General features: G+C 58.4%; 12 protein-coding genes and 1 pseudogene. 1 reads left to right on the forward strand and 12 read right to left on the reverse strand.

All coding sequences use genetic code 11. From position 1 onward, the window contains the following. Positions 1-2: 2 nt before the first annotated feature. The 12 genes and pseudogenes from CDA56_RS27790 to dppA form a co-directional block, all read right to left on the reverse strand. On the reverse strand, positions 3-1,001 hold the full coding sequence (locus tag CDA56_RS27790; protein ID WP_025106802.1) for a family 8 glycosyl hydrolase: 999 nt from the start codon (positions 999-1,001) through the stop codon (positions 3-5). 11 nt (positions 1,002-1,012) lie between these two features. Next, positions 1,013-1,489, reverse strand: a complete 477-nt coding sequence (gene bcsD / locus CDA56_RS27795) for a cellulose biosynthesis protein BcsD (RefSeq protein ID WP_025106801.1) — start codon at positions 1,487-1,489, stop codon at positions 1,013-1,015. Next, the gene (locus CDA56_RS27800) at positions 1,489-5,541 is read right to left on the reverse strand and encodes a cellulose biosynthesis protein BcsC (protein ID WP_102803212.1); all 4,053 of its coding nucleotides are present in this window, start codon (positions 5,539-5,541) and stop codon (positions 1,489-1,491) included. Before CDA56_RS27800 ends, bcsD begins: the two co-directional genes overlap by 1 nt. Continuing rightward, a complete protein-coding gene (gene bcsB, locus CDA56_RS27805) occupies positions 5,538-7,946 on the reverse strand; it encodes a cellulose biosynthesis cyclic di-GMP-binding regulatory protein BcsB (RefSeq protein ID WP_102803213.1) in 2,409 nt (802 codons plus the stop codon). Before bcsB ends, CDA56_RS27800 begins: the two co-directional genes overlap by 4 nt. Further along, complete coding sequence (gene bcsA / locus CDA56_RS27810; RefSeq protein ID WP_053087481.1) at positions 7,943-10,054, reverse strand: UDP-forming cellulose synthase catalytic subunit; 2,112 nt, start codon at positions 10,052-10,054, stop codon at positions 7,943-7,945. The genes bcsB and bcsA overlap by 4 nt, the downstream gene beginning before the upstream one ends. 20 nt (positions 10,055-10,074) lie before the next feature. Further along, a pseudogene (gene bcsQ, locus CDA56_RS27815) lies at positions 10,075-10,867 on the reverse strand (cellulose biosynthesis protein BcsQ). A gap of 1 nt (position 10,868) precedes the next feature. Then, positions 10,869-11,447: a cellulose biosynthesis protein BcsO gene (gene bcsO, locus CDA56_RS27820; RefSeq protein ID WP_102803214.1), complete on the reverse strand. Its 579-nt coding sequence runs from the start codon at positions 11,445-11,447 to the stop codon at positions 10,869-10,871. A gap of 713 nt (positions 11,448-12,160) precedes the next feature. Next, positions 12,161-13,174: a dipeptide ABC transporter ATP-binding subunit DppF gene (gene dppF, locus CDA56_RS27825; protein WP_064378237.1), complete on the reverse strand. Its 1,014-nt coding sequence runs from the start codon at positions 13,172-13,174 to the stop codon at positions 12,161-12,163. After that, positions 13,171-14,154: a dipeptide ABC transporter ATP-binding protein gene (gene dppD, locus CDA56_RS27830; RefSeq protein ID WP_004855320.1), complete on the reverse strand. Its 984-nt coding sequence runs from the start codon at positions 14,152-14,154 to the stop codon at positions 13,171-13,173. Before dppD ends, dppF begins: the two co-directional genes overlap by 4 nt. A 10-nt stretch (positions 14,155-14,164) precedes the next feature. Then, positions 14,165-15,067: a dipeptide ABC transporter permease DppC gene (gene dppC, locus CDA56_RS27835; protein WP_014227187.1), complete on the reverse strand. Its 903-nt coding sequence runs from the start codon at positions 15,065-15,067 to the stop codon at positions 14,165-14,167. Positions 15,068-15,076: 9 nt separating this feature from the next. Continuing rightward, a complete protein-coding gene (gene dppB, locus CDA56_RS27840) occupies positions 15,077-16,096 on the reverse strand; it encodes a dipeptide ABC transporter permease DppB (protein ID WP_014227188.1) in 1,020 nt (339 codons plus the stop codon). 107 nt (positions 16,097-16,203) lie between these two features. Next, on the reverse strand, positions 16,204-17,811 hold the full coding sequence (gene dppA, locus CDA56_RS27845) for a dipeptide ABC transporter periplasmic-binding protein DppA (protein WP_004855324.1): 1,608 nt from the start codon (positions 17,809-17,811) through the stop codon (positions 16,204-16,206). A 1,042-nt stretch (positions 17,812-18,853) separates the two neighbouring features. Here dppA and CDA56_RS27860 point away from each other — a divergent pair. Beyond that, the coding region (locus tag CDA56_RS27860; RefSeq protein WP_104011465.1) for an IS110 family RNA-guided transposase at positions 18,854-19,816 on the forward strand (963 nt) is incomplete at its 3' end.

Below are 19,816 nucleotides of genomic sequence, written 5' to 3' on the forward strand. Positions count from 1 at the left end.
GTTTACGCCTGGTCTTTATTTGCCAGCCATACCAGCAGCTTCAGGCTGGCGGAGTAATAGTCGTCCTGGGGCGTAATCTGCGGATCGGCCTGCGCTTCGCCAAGGGTTAAATCGCGTACCGCCAGCAGCCCGCCGGTCATAAACCACGGCGCCACTTCATCGGTATTCACGTTTATCCACGCCGGCGTCTGCGGACGCGGATAGCGCTGGAACCAGTTTTTCCACGGCGTCAGCAGGCTGCTTTTCGAGTCACTCCAGTAGACATACAGCGGAATACGGATCGCATCGAAGCTCATTCGCGTCGGCCACTCTTTTGCCGGCTCCATCTTACCGTCCGCTCTTAAGGCCACCCAGTCGCTGGGAAGCTGCGATTTCCCCCACGCCATGTTTCCCAGCAGCGCCTGGCCATCGCTCTGCAGCTTTCTCCAGGCGGTTAGATGCGTACGCGCGGCGAAGGCCTGCCACGCCGGAAAGATAAAGTAGGAGGGGTTAAGATTCAGGTGGTCGTTGAGATAGAATCCCTTTGCGCCCGGAAGCATCACCTGACGACCGGCAAACGTGACCACCGTAGACTTCAGGAGCGAAGCGGTTATCGCATCCGACGCGCTGCCGTAGGATTTTTCATGCCACTGCTGCTGCGCGCGCAGCAGCGCCCAGGCAATCAGGGTATCACCATCGGTGGCATCGTTTTTGTCCGCCACCGGATTGGGCGCCACCGGGTTATAGCGCCAGTAAAACAACCCGTTATCTTTGTTACGTAGGGTTTTATCGGTCCACTGCCATAGCTTGTCAAAGGCGGGGCGATCGTTATTAGCCACCGCTAACAGCATGGCAAAACCTTGCCCTTCGGTATGGGAGACGTTGCCGTTGCCGGTATCAATAATGCGTCCGTCCGGCATCATAAAACGCGATTTATAGCTTTCCCACGCCGTATCGGCCCACGCGTGGGGAAGCATCATCACCGTCGTCACCACGACTGTCGCTAAAGCACGCAAGGACATAAATTCACCCTTCAGGGATGGAAGTAAAGAAACTGAACGTCAGAGACCGAAAACAGCCGCTCGCGCTGTAACACCACGTGCGCCGCGCCGCCCTGTCCCTGTAGCCAGCGGGAATAAAGCCCCTCGAGTATGGCACAAAACGCATTACACCAGCGGACGCGGCGCGCTTCATCGCGGCTCACCGGCAGCGCCTGATGGCGTAACCGCAGGCCGTCATCGCTAACCTCAACGCTCACTACGCCCCACTGAAACCGGCTTAGCTGCGCATTCATATTGGCTTCCAGCTCACCGAGCGTTTCCGACTCCGGTAGCGGATGCTCATCGGCCAGCGCCTCGCCCATTTGCCGCAGAAAGGGCTGGCTCTCCAGCTCGCCCGCGTTATTGACCATGCCATCAACCATAATCAGCAGCAGATCGAACCACCCGGCAGGGGTTTGCTGCTGCTGAAACCAGGCCATTACCAGCGCATTATTATTGTCCGTCACGATCAGCGATCTCCCAGCATGTAGCGGATATAGAGGCCGGCGGTGCTCTCGTTGTAATCGCCGAAGGTGTCATAGCCCACCTGGCCGCCGAGCGTCATCTGTTTATTGACTTTGTAATCCGCGCCGGCGCGCAGGGTATAGCCGATGCCGCTCTTCGAGGTGGCTGAATAGTAGGCCTCTTTAGCAAAACCGTTGCTCACAGCGGTCTCGAGCGTTTGCTGCCACTCGGCGTTGGTCGGGAAATAGGCGCTCTTATCCTGGCTGTAAGATTGATAGCCCACCGAACCGCCAAGCTTCATCGTCCAGTTATCATATTTCTCCGTCAGGCTCACCGGCAGCGACACGCTGACGTAGTTCTGCGGGCTGAAGTAGCCCCCTTGCCCGTAGGTGAAGTAGCTCAGGTTTTTCGAGTAATCCATGTAGCTCATACTCAGCCCGGTCTGCAGCTGACGATACTCATCGTGGTAAGGCCGCAGATAAACCCCGGCGTTGGCGTTGATGCTGGTATTGCTGGCGACGTTTTGTCCCAGGTAGCTATAGCCCCCGCCGCCGACGTAGAAACCGGCATCGCCGTCGTCGTAGCTGAGCTGCAGGGTACCGCCGTTTTTGGTCACCTGCCCCCAGGTTTTGCCGGAGTAGGAATCCTTCAGCCCCACCCAGGAGAGCAGGCTGTCGGTCAGCGAACGACGCTCGCCGGTAAAAATCAGCGACAGATAGTTAGTCAGCTTCGGCGACCACTTCACGCCGCCCACCACGGTATTCAGATCCTGACCCAGCGGCGTGCTGCCGATATCGACGCGATATTCGTCGCCGCTCAGCGCCAGCGCCAGCGCCACGCCGTTGGCTTTTTGTGAATCGGTTGAGCCGCTGGCTCGATCAACGTTAGGTTTCAGATTTGAAGAAGCCAGATAGCTGGCGACCTGCCCGGAATCGTAAGCGCCCAGCTTCGCCAGGTTTTCCATGCCGCTGCTGGTGGTGGCGTTAAAGTCTGAAGCATTCAGCGTGCCGAGACCGCTCAAGGTCTCCGCCCCCGGATTGTTGGCAAAGTACGTCGTGCGCTCGGTAGCGGTCATCGCCGCAATCGCCGCCTGCTCGCTGGTGGCGGTGGAAATCATATTGGAGACCGCGTTTGATAGCGGATTCGCGCCATAGCGCCGCCAGGCGTCCCCGGTTGCCGTCCCTGCGTTCAACGTAATCGGCGTCACGGTAAAGTCGAAACGCGAATCACCGAACGGCGAGGAGGACCAGGTCAGCGGGGTTTTGATTTCGGTCAGCTTACTGGTGCCGGATTCGCCATCGCGGCCGCGAACCTCCATGCCCCCCTGCAGCCAGGTGCCGGTTTTTTCCTGCAACGTCTCCATCATGGTATCCACCTGGCGCAGCATCCGGGTCTGCGCGGTTTCGACCGGCAGATCGGTGCGCTGGATCCCCGGCAGCGTGCTGCCATCGCCCGTCGATACCTGTGAAACCTGCCACGGCATATATTGCCCGTAGCTGGAGGCGGTACGCGTCGCCGCCGGCGTGCGCGAGACGCCGACGAACGGATTATCCGCCGCCAGCACGCCGCCCACGGTCGGCGTTTGCGTACCGTTGCTGCTCTGTAACCCCAGCAGCCTGCCGCGAGCGCTGCGCAGATAGGTCATCGCCTGCTGATGATGGCCCTGCGATTCGGCCACGCGCGCCAGCAGCAGCAAACGGTCCGGCGAATTATCCGGGCGCAGCCCGCCTGCCAGCTGCGCCGCCCGGTCGTTATCGCCCGCCGACAGCGCGACATCAATAGCCCCGCTGCGCGCGTCCTGGGTCGGCGTATCGCGGGTCATCAGGTAGTCATAGACGACCCCGGCCTCTTTATTCATTTTGCCGCTCTGATAGAGACGCGCCATGGCGAACATCAGGTCGGTATTTTGCGGGTCGCTCTGCATGGCGCCCATCAGCTTGTCATACGCCGCCGCGTAGTTACCCTGCTCACGCAGGCGATCCGCGTCGTTAATCACATAGCCGTTGCGAATGCTGGCCAGCTGCGTCGGCGTACTGCTTGCCTGCAGCTGCGGGTTGGTGAGCAGCCTCTGCGCTTCGTTGGTCAGGCCAGCCTGGTTAAGCACCGTCACCTGATCGGCGTAATCCCCGGCGTTGCCGGAGATGCCGCCGTTAATATTGTTACGCACCAGCGATACCGCGGTAGTGACATCGCCGCTCTGGGCCAGCAGGCGCGCCAGTTTACCGACATCCGCCGGGGCTTTTGGCGGCGTCGCGGCCATCGCCCTCAGCGTATTGGACGCCGCGACGGAATTACCCTGCGCCAGATACCCCTCGGCCGTCGCCAGCTGCAGGTTGTAGTTCACCCGCTGGTGTAAATCGCGCATCTGGCTGGTCTGGCTGGCGGGAGGAATTCTTGCCAGCAGCGTTTGCGCCTGCTGCCAGCCGCCGTTCTCGCTGGCGAAAAGGGCGGCGGCGTACAGCGAGCTGCTGCTGGCGCCGGGACGATACGCGGCGCCCATAATCGCGCTCGCCTCGCCGTCGTTGCCGGATTTTTGCAGCAGTCGGGCCAGATCGAGGCGCATCCACGCATCGTCCGGATAGCGAGAAACGCCCTGGCGCAGCGTGGCGATAGCCCCGGACACGTTACCGCCGCCGGCCTGCTCCTGGGCCTGTCGACGCAGGGAGTCTCCCGGCGTCCCGGTGACCACGCGCGGCTGCAGCTTTTGCTGCAGGCTTTCCGGCAGCGTTCGCAGCATCGACTGGGCTTCCGCGGTTTTATTCTGTTCACGCAAAACGTAATAGAGATTCTCCCGGGCGGGGCCATTTTGCGGCTGCTCGTTGAGCAGCGCCCGCAGCGTTTGTTCGGCCTGGGGCAGGTCTTTGTTGTGGCGCAGAACGTCGGCGCGGAACAGCTTCGCCGCCGAGCCCTGCGTCCCGCTCTGCTGCGCCAGCGGCGCGGAGAGCGCCAGCGCCTGGCTAATGTTGCCTTGCTTATAGGCCTGCTGCGCCTGAGCAAGCTGGCCGTAAAACAGCGCATCCCCCGCCTGCTGACGCCGGGTTTCAGAGCCCTCGCCGCCGAGATCCGCCGCCCGGCCCAAATATTGAGAGGCCGCCTGAAAATCGCCGCTGCGCTGGGCGATATAGCCCATCCCGGCAAGCGCGTCAGCATCCTGCGGATTGGTTTGCAGGACCTGTTCAAACTGCTGCTTCGCCGCGGCGGTATTGCCGCTGTTCAGGTCAGCGTAACCCTGACCGCGCGCCTGGCCGCTGCGCCGTTCGCGGAAGTAGTTCTGCACTTCGCTATCCTGCGGGTGGCGCTGCATCCAGGTATCGTAAAACGGCTCATCTCCCGGCTGCGGCCCCATCCACAGCAGCGCCTGACGCAGTCCCGCATCGGCTTCTTTGCTGCCGCTGGCCATCGGCTCCAGCATGGCGATCCCTTCCCGGCGGGTCTCTTCGCGCCAGGTCAGCGCCTTGCCCAGGGCCACGCGCGGCCCGTTTTCCTGCGGATGCTGAGCGACGTACTGACGCAGTTCGCTCAACGCCTGCGGATAGAGCGATTTGTCGCTGGCCATCGTCATGTAGTATTCCGCCGCCAGTCCGGAAGGCGGAACGCTGCCGTTGAACATACTCCGCCAGGTCGCCAGCGCGGCAGGCACGTTGCCGCTGCGCGCCTGCTGTCTGGCCAGATTGAGCTGCCCCTGCGGGACCTGCGCCATTTTTTTGGCGCTATCCAGATCCTGCAAGCCGGGACTGTTGGGCGCCGCTTTCTCCAGTCGCGCCCGCCACTGGGCCGCGGCCTGCAGGTTGCCCCCCTGCTGCGCCCACAGCGCCATCAGGTACAGCGCCTGAGCGTTGTTGGCATCCACCGATAACACTTTTTGCAGCGATTCCATCGCCAGCTCGTCGTGCGATTTTTCGTGCCAGTAGTTGGCCTGCGCAAACAGCGCCTGCAGCGCCGCATCGTTACCCGCCGCCTGCGCCTCGCCGAAGGCGCCAAGCGTCAGCGCGCCGGACAGGCACAGCGTGGAAAATTGACGGGCCGCCTTCGTATTCATTTTACCGACTCTTTTCATTGGCTATCTCCCGACTCCAGGCGCTTGCGGGCATGACGTTTGAACATCGCGGTCAGCGCCAGACCCAGAATGGACGTGGCGATTAACCCCAGCACCGCCAGCAGGCCGGAGTGCTGGTTGGCATACCACACCGCCATCATGTACCACGGCATCTGGCCGCTGGGGAACGGCGTACTGACCTGGAAGCTACGCACGCCGTTGTCGCTGGTAATCACCGCCGTATCGCCGCGAATACCGGCATTGATGCGCGGTGAATTAAGATCGTCTTCCAGTTTCGCCAGCTGATCGTCGCTGCTGGCCATCGCCACCACGACCACCCGCTGCGGGTTCCACGGCGAGCGATAGCTAATAAACCCGCGCCAGGCGCTGCTGGAAGAGAAATAGCGATCGGCATCCACGCCGTCGGAGGCCCAGTCGCCGCTCAGCCTGCGCTGAATTTTTGTCCATAGCGCCGGTTCACGTACGCTCAGCAGGTTATCGACCGGTTGATAGGGAGAATCGGCCAGCAGGCGCTGATTAAACGCTTTCTGATCGAGGGCGCTCACCGCCAGGACATCGCGATCGCGCAGGAACAGCGCATTCGCGCCGTCGTCAGGAACGCCCAGCATCACGCGGTTATTGGCCAGCGCTTTACCGGTCGAATTACCCGAACGGGCGGCCAGATTCAGCATCGTCGCGACCTGCGTTTCCGAAGGCTGTTCCGGCAGCAGCAGCGTGGTTTGCGAATAATCCGCCAACCGGGAGAACGGGAACGACGCGCCGACAAAATAGGAAAGATTCGGCAACAACGAGAAGTGCCGCGTACCGCTCAAATCGATCCACGAGTCGTCGGTGATGCGGCTTTTAATCGTGCTGTTCAGCAGAACCGAACAGGGCGCGCTGTCCTTCGGCACCAGATTGAAATAGAGCGAGAGCTGGTTATCGCCGTAAATCAGATACGGCGCCAGCGGGATAGTGAACCGCTCCTGACGCGCGTCGCCGCCCAGGTGACGCCAGAGCTTCTCCAGCGGACCCTGTTTATTCATCGGCAGGTTGTTGAGGAAGGTGTTGTTGAGCGTCACGCTCAGCAGCGACCTATCCTCGTTAATCCAGCTCTCCGACGGGAAACGGTAGCCTATCTGCAGGGGAATGGTTTCGCCATCCCACAGGTAGAGGTCCGGCGCGGCGCGGAAGGCCACGCGCAGCGGTTCATGCCATACGCCGCTGACGGTCATACTTTGATCCTGGCGGATCAGCTCGCTGATTTTTACCGGCCGATCGGTGGCGATCCAGCGCGGGGCGTCGTACGGCCTGCTGACGGCTATCGTCTGCGGATCAACATCCATGCTGGCCGTCTGCGGGGCGAAATCGCCGCGGGTCAGTCGCCAGGCGGCCATCCGCAGCGCCGCGTCGTTCTGGCCGACGATGAGCAGCAGCTTATAGGCCGGATTGCCGGGGTTCTCAACGATCCGCAGCAGCGGCTTGTCGGTTTGCGGCAGCGTCAGGCCGCCCACCCGATCGCCGGGGTGGCCAATGATAATCCCGTGCTTCTCGGGCAGGCGATCGCGCAGCGCGTCAAAAGCGATACCGCGATAATCGGCCTGAATACCCAGCCATGACGACACCAGCGCCGCAGCGCTGAAAATATCCGCCGTTGGTTTCTCCGGATACGCGATAGCGATATCCGCCGGCGTCATCTGCATGCTGTCGAAAAACGGGCGCGGGAAATGGCCTAAATCGTTGCTGATATTAAGCTGCTGGCTCTCCCAGCTAAAGTGGGAGGCGGGCAAAATGGTCACCCGCGAGGTGTCGTGAATATCGAGCCGGCACTGCATTGCATCGCCGTCGTTAATCTTAAAGCTCAGGTTGTTGCTGGAGACCATCAGCGCCGCCGGGATATCCAGCTGATAGTGCGAGATCTCCTCGCCGTCCGCGCCCAGCGGTAGCGTGCCGAGCGGCTGGCCGTTGAGCATTAACTGCAGCGTGGCGTTGCGGGACGCCATCTCCGGCGAGACCTTAACATCCAGCATCAGCTGGGCGTGGGTGACCACCTGATCGGAGGGCAGCGTAAAGCTGGCGCCGCCCTGGTTTTGTCCACCGCTAAGGATGATGCCGTCCGGCATGCCCATCTGCGTGAGGTTCAGGTCTCCGCCGACAATCGGCGTTAGCGGCACCGTATCAGCGACCCCAGAAGCAACCGGCGACGGCATCGCGGGTAGCGAAGCCGGCTGAGGGACGTTTGCCGGCGCGGGCTCGGTCGTGGCGGGCGAATTCGCTTCGCTGGCAGGCGCCGACGCGCCGCTGGCTTCCGCATCAGGTAGCAGAAAATTAAGCGGCGGCAATGCGTCAGAGGGCGTTTCCTCGCTATGCAGCGCTGGCGCAGAGAGTATACCGGCCAGCAGCGCAAGCGTCGTTAAACGTTTCATAGGCTGCCGTCCTCCTGCGCGGGATTCGCCGCAGGCGGCTGACGACGCTGGCTACGGCGCGTCTTCCACGTCAGCCAGAACAGTTCGAATACGCAGCGCAAAATGGTAGCAAAAGAGCGGAACGGGTTGTCCTGCGGGCGCGGCGGGTTAATCCACGCATCGGCGCGGGCCAGCACCACGCGCACCAGCTCGCGGCGGCGGGAGAGCTGAATATTTTCATCAAATTGCAGACGAATAAACTGGTCGTCAGCGGTAACCTGGCGCACCGGGATCGAAATCGCGCCGGACTGGAGAGTCAGCTCAATCTCTTCGATTTCATCCTGCAGGTGACGCTTATCCGGCGCGCTTACGCGGCAGCCGCCCATGGACAGGTCCGCGGTGTGGCTGCGGGAGACAATGCCGCTGGTGTAGTGGATCAGCACCGGAATATCGACATCAATACGAATCGTTTTTCGCACCTGACGGGTTTCGCGCGCCACGGCAATGGCGGCCAGCAGGAAGATCAGGCTGTAAATCCCCCAGCCGACGTTCAGCGCGATAACGTTCGGGTCTGAGCCAAAGTAGTCGTGACCGATGGCGCGGACGATACCGACCACCACCCCCAGGCCCAGCAGACAGGCGACGACCAGGTGCGGTCTGACGACGGTAAAGTCGAAGTAGCCCACGTCCAGCAGGCCGCCTTTATCGGTCACGTTGAATTTCCCGCGTTTGGGGAAAATCATGGTCACCAGCGTCGGCAGTACCAGGTGGAACGCCAGCACGATATCGTAGATTTCGCCCCAGAAGCTGTAACGATAGCGACCGTTCATGCGCGAGCCGACATAGATCGCGAGGAACAGATGCGGCAGCGCATAGGAGACAATCAGGCTGGCCGAGGAGTAGATGATATTCAGGTTGAACAGCAGGTAGGCCAGCGGTGCGGTGACAAAGACCACCCGCGGCAGGGCGAACTGATAATAGAGCATGGCGCTGAGATAGCACAGGCGCTGCTGGAACGTCAGCCCACGGCCCAGTAGCGGGTTATCCAGACGGAATATTTGCGTCATCCCGCGCGCCCAGCGGGTACGCTGAATCACGTGCACCACCAGACGTTCGGTGGCTAAGCCGGCCGCCAGAGGTATATCAAGAAACGCCGACTTCCAGCCCAGGCGCTGGAACTTCAGCGCGGTATGGGCATCTTCGGTCACGGTCTCTACCGCAAAGCCGCCGATCTGCTCCAGCGCGGCGCGGCGAATGACGGCGCAGGAGCCGCAGAAAAAGGTCGCGTTCCAGTTGTCGTTCCCCTGCTGAATCGGGCCATAAAACAGCATCCCTTCGTTAGGAATATTGCGGCCCACGGAGAGGTTGCGCTCAAAGGGGTCCGGCGAATAGAAGTAGTGCGGCGTCTGCACCAGCGCCAGCATCGGATCGTTGAGGAATCCGCCCACCGTCGCCTGCAAAAAGACGCGGGTTGCCACGTGATCGCAATCAAAAACGCAGATAAGCTCGCCGTGGGTCAACGTCATCGCGTGGTTGAGGTTGCCCGCTTTGGCGTGTTTGTTATCGTTACGGGTGATATACCCAACCCCAACGTCGGCGGCGAATACCGCGAATTCATTGCGCTTACCGTCATCCAGCAAATAGATTTTTAATTTATCTTTTGGATAATCAATACACTGCGCAGCCAGCACCGTATCACGCACCACCTCAAGCGGTTCGTTATAGCTGGGAATATAGATATCCACCGTCGGCCACTTGCTCATATCATCCGGCAGCGGGACAATTTCACGCTTTAGCGGCCAGACCGTTTGCAGGTAGTTAAGCAGCAGCATCACCCAGATATAGACTTCCGCCAGAAACAGCCCCATCCCCAGAATCGCTTCGATGGTGGAGTTAAAATGCAGGGTCTGCGTTAAACGGAAATACATATAACGGGTCGACATCAGCAGCGATGTCACCACCATGATGACGGAAACGCTGCGGTTTTTACTGAACCCCATCACAAAGAGAATACCGATGCTCAGGAGGCCAAAAATATACTGCTTTTGGCTGTCCATCGGCGTGATCACCACCAGCACGGCAATGGGCGAAAGTACCAGTACCAGCAACCAGAAAAGCGTCTTTTTCATTCAGCAGCCCTGCAATTAAATTAAAGCCCTGACCTGCGAGGCTGGCTATGCACCTTGCCGTCACCAATATTGATACCCAACTGCGCAGAGATTTTTTTGGCAATAATTTCAATATCAAAGGCGGCTGCGGAGGAGGAGTTAAAGTCCAGGATCGACTTCTGGGAAGCATTCGCTTCCACCACGCTTTCATCACGATGGATGATGCCCAGCAGACGATCGCCCAGCTTTTCTTCCATTAACGCCGTAACATCGCGACTGACCTGGCGACGGTTATCGCTCTGGTTGATCACAAAATAGTGTCCGAGTTTATGGTTGAGTTCGCCCCCGGTCAGACGCTGCTTTTCCACGTGCGCCAGCGCGGACGTCGAGGCGGTATCCGCCAGCAGCGGTACCAGATGCATATCGGCAAGCGAAGTGAGCGCCTTTAGCGCGGGCGAAGGGCCCGGCGGCAAGTCGGCAATCGTAATCAGCCCCGGATAATTGAGTAATGCCGCCAGGCCACGGGTCAGGAAATGCTCGTCATGGCTCAGGCGTTCATCGAAGGCCTGCCGCTGCGCGTCGCTCACGTCGCCGTAGGGCAAGACGAAGATATTGCTGCCGGCGCTTAATACGCACTGGCTCCAGTCATGGAGCTCCAGCGCTTTCGCGACATAGCCGCGCTCGTCGCTGAGGGGGACGCCAAAATGCAGGCGCAGGGCGTTCTGCACATCAAAATCAAGGGCCAGAACTTTACTGCCTGCGCGGGCCAGCGCCCAGGCCAGATTTGCCGCCAGGGTCGTTTTTCCTACGCCGCCTTTCGGTGAACACACGCAGATCAACGGCATGTCGCAATCCTCTCCAGGAGTGATTTCAGTGACTGATCTTTATCTATTGCTACCGGCTGCGCGGTTTTGGCCGCAAAAAGATGGGCAAAACCCTCCGTCGTCGGCGCGGCCGCCGAACGAGGCCTGACTGCCGGAGCAGGGACGCTGACCGGTACCGGCTGCGCAGCAGCCTGAGAAACCGCCGGCTGGGAAGCGGGCGTAGCCGCTGCCAGGCTTTGCGGCAGCGCAGGCTCTACGGCCACTGCAGCAGTCATGTCCGTCAGGGGGGCGGGCTGCGGCGCGGAGGGCGGGATAATCAGGGACGGTGCAGCCAAAGAGGGCGCCGGGGGAGCCTGAACGACCGCAGGCTCCACCTTGTGAAACATATCGGCAGGAACCCGCTGCGGCAGAGGTAAGGAAACTGACCCACCCATGGCCAAAGAAGACGCTTCCTCCGCCGGAATAAGTTGATTGAGAATAACCCAATCCCCTTTTTCACCGGCAGCGGCTTCTGATGAAAGGTCCTTGAATTTTAGACTGTGTGTCCGCGTCTTTTCCTTGAAGCGCTGCAAATCATCATAATGGTTCATAGATAACCTCATGATTTAAATACGTCATATTTAATCTGTTTTAATTGTCATCCCACGCCACTAAAGCGTAGTTTAATTTGTTGTTTTTTGGGCATTTACCCGGCGTTACGGCCGTCACAATACGCTAACTTTAGTCGCGTTTTGATTATTTTGGATAGGTCAGGCTGGTGTAATTCCATAGTGGTAGTGCGGTTACACTAACAGTTCTTTTTCAAAATGATAGCCCCATTTTTTGGGCGGCTGCGCCGTCAATCCCCCCGCAGCCTGCCAGGCTATTAGCAGATCGTAGTTTTTTATACTGTCTGAATTTTAAAAAACGGCGTAATACACGCCAGGGGAAGGCTAAAGAGAATACATTTTAATATTTTTTAAGGCGTTTAGAAATCACTTACCGCGCTTAATTAAAATAATAAAATATTGTTCCCGTCCAAAATAAATAGCTCAGGATGTTAGCCAAAAACCAGGAATATAAAGCGTTGACCGAACAACAAGGAACAGTTTTATGCATCGCTTTTGCTGTTAATTTGCTCCGGCTAAAGAAACAATCAAGATAAAGTAAAATACATTCATGTAGTTATCCCGGACTCCCGAGATAGCAATGGTTGTGGCGTAAAATGCCAGTATTGTTCGTTGTCGGTTGTTCCAACAGTGCTGAGTTATGGTTAAAAAAAAGCCGAAGCACAGGCTTCGGCTTTGATTATCGATTGCCTGAATCAGCTCAGGGGCTTCTCGCCGTTCTGATCCTGGTCGACCGCAAAGCAGGCTACCAGCTGGCCATCGTAGTCCTTCAGCTGCGGCTGAAGCTGGGTGCACGGGCCGAAACGGCGACGGCAGCGGGCGTTAAACGCGCAGCCCGGCGGCGGATTCAGCGGGCTCGGCAGCTCGCCGGTGAGCTTGATGCGCTCGCGGCGGTCATCCGGATTCAGACGCGGCGTTGCCGACAGCAGCGCCTGCGTGTAAGGATGCTGCGGGTTGTTGAAGATTTGATCTTTCGTCCCTTTCTCCACGCAGCGGCCTAAATACATCACCATCACTTCATCAGCGATATGCTCCACGACCGACAGATCGTGGGAGATAAAGACGTAAGAAAGCCCCAGATCCTGCTGTAAATCCATCATCAGGTTCAGCACCTGCGCGCGCACCGAAACGTCCAGCGCGGAAACCGGTTCGTCGGCGATCACCACGTCCGGGTCAAGCATCAGACCGCGGGCAATGGCGATACGCTGACGCTGGCCGCCGGAGAACATATGCGGATAGCGGTCATAGTGCTCGGTTTTCAGGCCCACTTTGGCCATCATCGCCAGCGCCTTCTCCCGGCGCTGCTCTTTGCTCAAGCTGGTGTTGATCTGCAGCGGCTCTTCCAGAATCTGCCCCACCTTTTTACGCGGGTTCAGCGAACCGTAGGGGTTCTGGAACACAATCTGGATTTTCTGCCGGCGCAGCTTCTGCGCCTGCGGATCGTGCTTAAGCAGGTCCTGTCCCTGATAATAGAGCTCGCCGCCGGTGGGGATTTCAATCATCGTCAGCAGACGACCGAGCGTGGATTTACCGCAGCCGGACTCCCCCACTACCGCCAGCGTTTTACCGCGTTCAAGGGTAAACGAGACGCCGTCCAGCGCCTTGACCAGGCGTTCCGGCGTGAAGAGCCCCTTCTTCACCGGATAGTATTTTTTCAAATCGGTGGCCAGCAACAGAGGCTGTTGCGTGGTGGCCTCATGCGTACTCATAGCCCAGGCCTCCCGGCATCATCAAGTGGGTAATGACATTTCGACTGGCGACCGCCGTTAAGCAGGTTCAGCTCAGGTTCTTCGCTGCGGCATTTGTCGGTCGCATAGGGGCAGCGCGGGTTGAGCAGACAGCCGCTCGGACGGTCGTATTTGCCCGGCACCACGCCCGGCAGCGAGGCAAGACGCGCTTTATCCTGAGCGAACTCCGGCAGCGCGCGCAGCAGCGCCTGCGTATAGGGATGGCGAGGCGCGCGGAAGATATCCTTCGCATCGCCGGTTTCCACCACCTGCCCCGCGTACATGACGATGATTTTGTGCGCCGCTTCGGCCACCAGCGCCAGATCGTGGGTGATCAGGATCAGCGCCATATTCTCTTTCTGCTGCAGCTCCAGCAGCAGCTCGATGATCTGCGCCTGGATGGTCACGTCCAGCGCCGTCGTGGGCTCATCGGCAATCAGCAGCTTTGGCCGACAGGCGATGGCCATCGCGATCATCACGCGCTGGCTCATACCGCCGGAAAGCTGGTGCGGATAGACGTCAAGACGCGAAGCCGGATCGGGGATCCCCACCAGCGTCAGCAGGTCAATCGCCCGCTGCACGCGGGTTTTCTTGTTGCCGCCCTGGTGCACCTTAATGGCTTCCATAATCTGGTAACCGACGGTATAGCACGGATTCAGGCTGGTCATCGGGTCCTGGAAGATCATCGCCACTTCCGCGCCCACCAGCTGGCGGCGCTCTTTTTCGGAAATGCGCTTCAGGTCGCGACCGTTAAACTCCAGCTTTTCAGCCATCACCCGGCCGGGATAGTCAATCAGCCCCATAATCGCCAGCGAGCTGACCGATTTCCCCGAGCCGGACTCGCCGACGATACCGACCACTTCGCCCTGATTTACGCTGTAGCTTACGCGATCTACGGCGCGGAACGGCGTCCCTTCGTCGCCGAAGTGCACCGAGAGTTTATCTACATTTAATAACGCCATCTCGAACCTCTTACTGCTTCAGTTTGGGATCGAGCGCGTCACGCAGACCGTCACCCATCAGGTTAAATGCCAGCACCGTCAGCAGGATAGCGACACCCGGAAAGGTGACGACCCACCAGGCGCTCTGCGCGAACTGCAGCACGTCGGAGAGCATCGTGCCCCACTCCGGTGTCGGCGGCTGCGCACCCATGCCAAGGAAGCCAAGAGCGGCCATATCGAGAATGGCGTTAGAGAAGCCCAGCGACGCCTGAACAATCAGCGGCGCAAGGCAGTTAGGAAGAATGTTGATGAACATCTGACGCATCGCGCCTGCCCCCGCCACGCGGGAAGCGGTCACGTAGTCGCGGTTTACCTCCACCAGCACCGCCGCGCGGGTCAGACGCACGTAGTGCGGCAGGGCGACAAAGGTCAGCGCTATTGAGGCATTGACGATCGACGGACCGAAGATGGCCACCAGCACCAGCGCCAGCAGCAGGCTCGGCAGCGCCAGCATAATATCGACAACGCGCATAATGACCGAGTCAACCACGCCGCCAAAGTAGCCCGAGACAAGGCCGAGCACCACGCCGAGGATCAGCGACAGTACCACCACCAGACAGCCGACCAGCAGCGACAGGCGCGCGCCGTACATCAGGCGCGACAGGATATCGCGGCCGACGTCATCGGTGCCGAGCAGGTGGCTCACGCTGCCCCCCTCCTGCCAGAACGGCGGAGCCAGCAGCGCATCGCGGAACTGATCCGCCGGATTATAGGGCGCGAGGAAGTTGGCGAAGACGGCGATGATAATCATCACCACGACATAGGCCAGCCCCACGACGGCGCCTTTGTTGCGTTTAAAATAGTGCCAGAACTCCTGCAGAGGGGTCATTGGCACCGGCGCGGCGACAACTTTATTTTCAGTAATTTGTGACATGATGGCCCCTTACTTCTTATGCCGGATACGCGGGTTCACCACGCCGTACAACAGGTCGACCAGCAGGTTGACGAGAATAATCATCGTCGCCACCAGCAGCACCCCGCCCTGCACCACCGGATAGTCGCGGCGCTGCAGCGCGTCAATCAGCCAGCGGCCAAGGCCCGGCCAGGAGAAGATGGTTTCGGTCAGGATGGCCCCCGCCAGCAGCGTACCGACCTGCAGACCGATCACCGTGACCACCGGCAGCATCGCGTTACGCAACGCATGAACGATGATCACCCGCATCCGCGTCAGGCCTTTCGCGCGCGCGGTACGGATATAATCCTCGCCCAGCACTTCCAGCATCGACGAACGGGTCATACGCACAATCACCGCCAGGGGAATCGTCCCCAGCACCACGGCGGGCAGGATCATATGCATTACCGCATCAATAAAGTCGCCCGGCTCGCCCCAAATCGCGGTATCGATCAGCATAAATCCGGTCAGCGGCAGGGTATCGTCAAGGAAGACGGTATCGCTGATGCGCCCGGAAACCGGCGTCAGGTTAAGCTGTACCGACACCAGCATGATCAGCATCATGCCCCACCAGAAGATGGGCATAGAGTAGCCTGTCAGCGCGAGGCCCACGGAGGTGTGGTCGAAGATAGAGCCGCGTTTAACCGCCGCCAGCACGCCCACCGGGATCCCGACGATGACGGCAAAAATCATCGCGCAGACGCCCAGCTCCATCGTGGCCTTAAAGCGCGGTACAAACTCTTGCCAAACGGGAATACGGCTTTTCAGCGAGATGCCCAAATCGCCGTGCATCACGCCCCAAATATAGTTGACGTACTGCTGCCACATCGGTTTATCGAGGCCCATTTCGGCCAGCAGCTGCGCGTGACGTTCAGGGGAAATACCACGTTCGCCCGCCATAATCATCACCGGGTCGCCGGGGATCATATGAACGAAGGCAAAAGTGAGAAGGGTAATACCGATAAATGTTGGGATGACAAGTCCCAAACGTCGGAGAATGAACTGCAACATAACCCGGATTCTCTCTGGAGACGGCCCGCCTGGTGACAGGACGTCTGTATTGCTCACAAATGTCAATTCCCTCTCCCCAAGGCGGGGAGAGGGGAAACACGCTGTTATTATTCGATAGAGACGTTATCGAAGTGGTGTTTACCTAATGGATCGACCACGTAGCCTTTGACCTCTTTACGCACCGGCTCATAGACGGTGGAGTGGGCGACGATCAGCGCCGGAGCCTGATCGTGCATCACGACCTGAGCCTGCTTATACAGCTCAATGCGTTTGTTGTGGTCATCCGTGGCGCGAGCCGGCTGAATCAGGTCTTCAAACGGCTTGTAGCACCAGCGGGAGTAGTTAGAACCGTCTTTTGCCGCCGCGCAGCTGAACAGGGTGGCGAAGAAGTTATCCGGATCCCCGTTGTCGCCGGTCCAGCCCATCATGACGGTCTGATGCTCGCCCGCTTTCGCGCGCTTGAGGTATTCACCCCACTCGTAGGTCACGATCTTGGCCTGGACGCCGACTTTCGCCCAGTCGGCCTGAATCATCTCAGCCATACGGCGCGCGTTCGGGTTATACGGACGCTGTACCGGCATCGCCCACAGGTCGATGGTGAAGCCTTTTTCCAGGCCTGCTTCTTTCAGCAGCGCTTTCGCTTTCTCTGGATCGTAGGTGTAGTCTTTAACGTCGTCGTTATAGCCCCACATGGTCGGCGGGATCAGGTTCTTCGCGGCCTGGCCTGCGCCCTGGTAAACGGCTTTGATAATCGCTTCTTTGTTGACCGCGTAGGTCAGCGCCTGGCGAACTTTGACATCATCCAGCGGCTTCTTCTCGGTGTTGAAAGAGAGGTAGCCGACGTTCAGGCCCGGCTGTTCCAGCAGCGTGATGTTTTTGTCTTCCTTCATGCGCGCGATATCTGCCGGGTTCGGGTACGGCATAATCTGGCATTCGTTTTTCTGCAGCTTAGCGTAGCGCACGGAAGCATCAGGGGTAATGGAGAAGACCAGGCGATCGATTTTCGGCTTGGTGCCCCAGTAGCCCGGGAAGGCTTTATAGAGAATACGGGAGTCTTTCTGGTACTGCAGCAGCTGGAACGGGCCGGTACCGATTGGGTTGAGGTCCACTTTCTCCGGCGTACCGGCTTTCAGCATGTTGTCGGCATACTCTTTTGACAGAATAGAGGCGAAGTCCATGGCGAGATCGGCAAGGAACGGCGATTCCGGACGGGTCAGCACGAACTGGACGGTGTTATCGTCCACTTTCTTCACTTCGCTAATCAGGTCAGGTAATCCCATCCCTTCAAAGTATTCATAGCTGCCGCCAGACACTTTATGGTACGGGTTATTGGTATTTTTTTGTCTGTCGAAGGAGAAGACAACGTCATCGGCGTTCAGCGTGCGGGTCGGTTTAAAATCTTTATTATCCTGCCACTTCACGTCTTTACGCAGATGGAAGGTATAGGTTTTCCCGTCTTCGCTAACTTCCCATTTTTCAGCCAGGCCCGGAATGACTTCCGTGGTGCCGGTTTTGAATTCCACCAGGCGGTTATAAATCGGCACTGAGCTGGCGTCATAGGTGGTACCAGAGGTGAAGAGCTGCGGGTTAAAGCCTTCCGGCGAACCTTCTGAACAATAAACCAGGGTCTTCGCTTGTACGCTTGCTGCGACGGTCATGGCAACCAGGCTCAGACCAAGCTTCAGCATCCCTGATTTCTTCAAGGAAATACTCATTATTCTGCTCCAAATGTGATGTTGTTTGCATATATCCGCCAGACCTTTATTTATTTTTATTCGTCATATTGCGAACTACGGATGCGTTGGCTGCGCTCGATAACCCCGGTCACATAGACATCTATGCTCCCGGAGATTCTCACGCTTGCCGCCTTCCCGCAGCTCGAACTATTTAGAATATACCCGGTCCGGTCGGTGGTGCCCGAAAGCGTTGAGAGAGATGGGGATTCCTTTCACAAAAACGACTGAGTTGCAGTACGGATTCTCCATGAAATGCCCCTCATGCCCTACAATCTGTCAACAGAATGGGGAAACGTCAATACAGCCAACCTGGTTTTACATCCGGTGTGAGAATTGGCGGGCAAAGATTAAAAAAAGTGCAAAGCGCTATTTCCAGCAGAGAAATTTATGCTAGCGGCCAATAGACAGAATAAACGCCTTAATATTTTCCAGCAGCCAGTGATAAGCAATTATGGTAAATGGTAAAAATTTCTTGCGATGTGACCAATATGTGAGCGATAAATAGCGTGAACGTTAAAACGCACAGCGGAAAATGCTGAAGTTATCCATAAGCTTCGCGAAAAAAGATCGGAGTATATATAAAAAAATACAATGGAAGATGTCACAAAATAGGGAATTGGCGCCAGGAAATGAGGGTGGAGGCGTTTTCTTACACTCTTAGCAAGCAGCGTATTTTCCCGGAGGCGATGCTGGCGCATCTGTCCGGCTACACGGCCCATAGACAACGCTGAACCCATAGCCCGGGCAAGGCGCTTTGCACCGCCCCCGGGAGCGGTGTGCAGTACGGCTGGATTTCCCGGAGGCGATGCTGCGCATCTGTCCGGGCTTGTATGATTACTCCGTCAGAAAGAACCGGCCAGTTCTCTCTGATGGCGGTCCGGATGCCGTGTCCGGGCTTAGGCTTTCGCGCCTGTTCCGTAGATCCTTTGCACCGGACCGCCGTTCTTTCTCATGTGATAAACCGGACAGTATCATGGACCGGCTTTCACCGGTAACCCGTATTTGCAAGGTTGGTTTCACTATGGAAAATGAACTCCACTTCATCGGTATTGATGTCGCCAAAGCTAAACTGGATGTCGATATTCTTCGCCCTGATGGCCGGCATCGTTGTAAAAAATTTGATAATACCCTCTCCGGACACGAAGCGCTGGTCCGCTGGCTTCGCGGCCATGACGTGAACCGTGCCCATGTCTGCATGGAGTCCACCAGCACCTACATGGAAGACGCGGCCGCGCATCTGAGTGATGCCGGGTATACCGTGTCCATCATCAACCCCGCCCTCAGTAAAGCTTTCGCACAGAGTGAGGGGTTGCGCAGTAAAACTGACAAAGTGGACGCCCGTATGCTGGCTCACTTCTGCCGGGAAAAACGCCCGTCAGCCTGGGAGGCCCCTCATCCGACAGAGCGGGCACTGAAAGCCCTGGTGTTAAGGCATCAGGCGCTGACAGAGATGCAGACGCAGGAGAAAAACCGGCGAGAAACCGCGCCGGAGGTTCAGCTGGCCAGCATTGACATCCTGCTGGGATGTCTGAGCGCGGAGCTGGCACGTATCGAAAAACAGATAAAAGACCTGACGGATAACGACCCGGATATGAAACGACGGCGGAAGCTGCTGAACAGTATCCCGGGCATCGGGGAGAAAACAGCGGCTGTTCTGCTGGCGTATACGGGCCTGAGGCTGAAGTTCGGTACAGCGCGGCAGTTCGCGGCGTATGCAGGACTGACGCCGGTGCAGCATGAGTCGGGAAGCAGCGTGATGCGGGCGAGCCGGATGAGCAAAGCGGGGCCGGTTCAACTGCGCAAGGCGTTATACATGCCAGCGTTATCGGCGCTGTACCATACGGCGTGGGGAAAAGCGTTCAGGAAAAGGCTGGAAGAGAGCGGAAAGCGGGCAAAAGTCATCATAGGGGCGATGATGCGAAAGCTGGCGCAGGTGGCTTATGGAGTACTGAAGTCAGGAAAGGCGTTCGATGCGTCACAGCAT

The organism is Klebsiella michiganensis (genome assembly GCF_002925905.1).
Lineage (GTDB): Bacteria > Pseudomonadota > Gammaproteobacteria > Enterobacterales > Enterobacteriaceae > Klebsiella > Klebsiella michiganensis.

Excerpts from the sequence above, each read along its gene's own strand:
- CDA56_RS27790 (WP_025106802.1), bottom strand. The coding sequence starts at position 1,001 with ATGTCCTTGCGTGCTTTAGCGACAGTCGTGGTGACGACGGTGATGATG.
- CDA56_RS27800 (WP_102803212.1), bottom strand. The coding sequence starts at position 5,541 with ATGAAAAGAGTCGGTAAAATGAATACGAAGGCGGCCCGTCAATTTTCC.
- bcsB (WP_102803213.1), bottom strand. The coding sequence starts at position 7,946 with ATGAAACGTTTAACGACGCTTGCGCTGCTGGCCGGTATACTCTCTGCG.
- bcsA (WP_053087481.1), bottom strand. The coding sequence starts at position 10,054 with ATGAAAAAGACGCTTTTCTGGTTGCTGGTACTGGTACTTTCGCCCATT.
- bcsO (WP_102803214.1), bottom strand. The coding sequence starts at position 11,447 with ATGAACCATTATGATGATTTGCAGCGCTTCAAGGAAAAGACGCGGACA.
- dppF (WP_064378237.1), bottom strand. The coding sequence starts at position 13,174 with ATGAGTACGCATGAGGCCACCACGCAACAGCCTCTGTTGCTGGCCACC.
- dppD (WP_004855320.1), bottom strand. The coding sequence starts at position 14,154 with ATGGCGTTATTAAATGTAGATAAACTCTCGGTGCACTTCGGCGACGAA.
- dppC (WP_014227187.1), bottom strand. The coding sequence starts at position 15,067 with ATGTCACAAATTACTGAAAATAAAGTTGTCGCCGCGCCGGTGCCAATG.
- dppB (WP_014227188.1), bottom strand. The coding sequence starts at position 16,096 with ATGTTGCAGTTCATTCTCCGACGTTTGGGACTTGTCATCCCAACATTT.
- dppA (WP_004855324.1), bottom strand. The coding sequence starts at position 17,811 with ATGAGTATTTCCTTGAAGAAATCAGGGATGCTGAAGCTTGGTCTGAGC.